This window comes from Candidatus Eisenbacteria bacterium (assembly GCA_016867495.1).
Lineage (GTDB): Bacteria > Eisenbacteria > RBG-16-71-46 > CAIMUX01 > VGJL01 > VGJL01.
Genome location: VGJL01000283.1, coordinates 1 through 2530, shown reverse-complemented (window position 1 = coordinate 2530; position 2530 = coordinate 1). Strand labels below are relative to the sequence as shown.

Below are 2530 nucleotides of genomic sequence, written 5' to 3'. Positions count from 1 at the left end.
TGGGGGCGGTTCCTCCCCGCGCCGTGTCGATCGGGATCGGATCCTGGAAGACCCGACCGATCGCCAGGGGAACGACGGCATAGCGGAGGCGAAGGCGCCCCCTCGCCTGCGGCACGAGGAGATGCAGAAGCCCCTCGGTGGGCTCGATGCGGTAATCGACTCCGGAACGCAGAGTCTCGGCTTCCAGGACAACGAGAACCGAGCCGGGGTCGATCCATGCATCGGGCAGCCGAAGGCGCGCGGCCGGCGTCTCCAGATCGGTCTCCCAGCTCCGGTCGAGCAAGGAGAGCCGTGCGGACTCGCTCCCCGATGCGCCGGGCGCGGAAAGGGCAAGGCCCGCGCCAGCTATCAGGGCGATGACTCGGCTATCGCTGCGCATCCTCTCGCGGGGTCCTGACGATTCGCCAGCGATCGATCCTGCCGCTCGCGGAATCCCCCCTGTGAAGGATCCCGTCTCCGGCCACCGCGATCCTGTTCGGACCCGACCAACCTTGCGCGCCGGGTAGCTCCCCCGTCCACAGAAGGACGCCCGCCCGATCCAGGATTCGAAGACGGCCGCCCGCCTCCAGGATGTAGCGATTGTCGTCGCGATCGATGGCCAGCGAAGCGGGCTCGCGGAGAGCCTCGCCCAGGTCCTGGATCGCCCGCAGGCCCCCGTAGGGATCGATCTCGATCAACCCGGCGCGCTCGGGATCGAGCAGCAGGATCCCGTCGTCCCTGGTCGGCGCGACATCGGCGACACGCGCAGGGCGGTCCTCGCCATCGATCACGTCGAGAGGGGCGTCGACGAAAAGGCCCCGCCGGTCGAAGTGGAGGATCCTGAACCCGCGCGCATCGAGCAGCCAGAGATCGCCGGAGCGCCCGACGAGCAGCCGCGCGGGCAGGAAGCCCCGGTCCCCCGCCTGCTCGATCGCGGCGGAGAGATCGATCCTCTCCCTGAGATTGCCGTCCAGATCCACGAGGATCAGGCTGGGCGCGCTCGGCTCAAGCAGGAAGAGGAAGCTCCCGCTGACCGCGAGATCGGACACCGACAGGGCCGCGTCTCTCTGCCGTCCCGCAGCGCTGAAGGAGCGGCCTCGACCGTCCGCCCCGTCAAGGAGGAGCACTCTCGCACGAGCCTTGTCGAGGAGCCACAGGCGTCCGAGCGGATCGACGGCCATCGCGTGAGGAGAGAGGCGCACGCCCGCCGCCTCGTCGCGGGGCGCCCAGGATGGGAGGGGCGCAAGCGAATCGATGCCGCCGCCCGGCCGGAGATCCTCCGCGGCCGTGCGCGCCCCCGCGGACGCCTCGTCCGGCGCCCGCGCAGCTCCCGCGCCGAACACGAGGAAGAGAGCCCCGAGCCCCGCGAGGCCCAGCGCGATCACGCGCCGGCCGCGAGGCCATTCCGAGGGAATCTTCGGGGGAAGCAACGGCGCGTTCCTCCCCATCAGGGGATTCTGTAGGTCAGGACCAGGCGGGCCCCATCGTCAGGGCAGATCGCATCGGGCGCGAAGCGCATGCTCATCTTCCCGCTTGCCGAGTGGCCGCTGTAGATCCGGATGGCGTCGACAGCGGCGAGGAGGCGATTGGCGAGCGCCACGCCGAGCATGTAGTCGGCCTTCTTGAGCGCGCGGTTGCTGTCGTTGCGCTTCGTCCTGTAGCGATCCCACCTCTCCGTCGATGACCAGGACCACTGCTGCTCGACCGGCACCCGGTGACGATCGAAGTACCTCTCCCGCGCCTCGAGATCGTTGGGATGGACTTGACGCGCCTCGCGGCGGATCTCCTCGTCGTACAGATCGGAGGACCGATAGGCCCCCAGCCTGCGGTAGTAGGAGTCCGAGCGCCCCGAAGCGTCGTCCACTCCGGCGAAGAGCTCGGCCATCTCGACATAGCTGTCCTGGCGGAGCTTCGCCTGGACCCTGAAGACCGAATAGCTCCCCCAGACCGTCGCCTCGGCGCCCATGAAGGCGTAGGCCCTGTCTCTTTCGCCGAGTCGCCAGTGCCCGAGCCCCGGCACAAGGAGGGAGAGGCCCAGCACCTTCAGCCGGCCCGCTTCTATGACTCGTCCGGCAGATTCCCGAGGCGACCCCGCGAGGAACAGGAGGATCATCGCCAAGGTGACGAGCCGACCGCTCTTCACAGATGCCTCACCATCTTCAGGGAGGCGCGGGGGTTCGTGAGCGATCCGCCGAATCGGATCTCGAGATTCGTGCCGGCGCCGACCGACACGCGCGCTCCCCGCGCGGTCCTGTAGGCGTCGACGGCCGAGACGATGCGGTTCAGGAAGACGACCGTGGTCGCCAGACGCGCCCGCTTGAGAAAGGTGTTGCTGTCCTCGCGCATGGCGCGGTACTCGCGCCGATTCGGGGAGAGCCCCTCGGGGGATGGGCAGCTGAAATCGTCCCACCCTGCCCTGTAGCCATCCTCCTTGGCCAGCAGCTCGTAATAGTCGTTCGTGTCCTCCACGCGGAGCCGCTGGATTGTCTCGTAGAGCTCGGCGTAGTTCCCCCCGGGAGGGATGGCGCCCGCGGGGCAGTCCTCGAGCGTG

The 2530-nt window shown here is 68.9% G+C and carries 3 protein-coding genes; all 3 read right to left on the bottom strand.

Translation table 11 applies throughout. The features are described from left to right. On the bottom strand, positions 1-379 hold a 379-nt coding region (locus tag FJY88_13475), incomplete at its 3' end, for a hypothetical protein (protein ID MBM3288337.1). Then, positions 366-1409: a hypothetical protein gene (locus FJY88_13470; GenBank protein ID MBM3288336.1), complete on the bottom strand. Its 1044-nt coding sequence runs from the start codon at positions 1407-1409 to the stop codon at positions 366-368. The genes FJY88_13470 and FJY88_13475, both read right to left, overlap by 14 nt. A gap of 17 nt (positions 1410-1426) precedes the next feature. Next, positions 1427-2122, bottom strand: coding sequence for a hypothetical protein (locus tag FJY88_13465; protein MBM3288335.1), 696 nt, complete (start codon positions 2120-2122; stop codon positions 1427-1429). Positions 2123-2530: the final 408 nt, after the last annotated feature.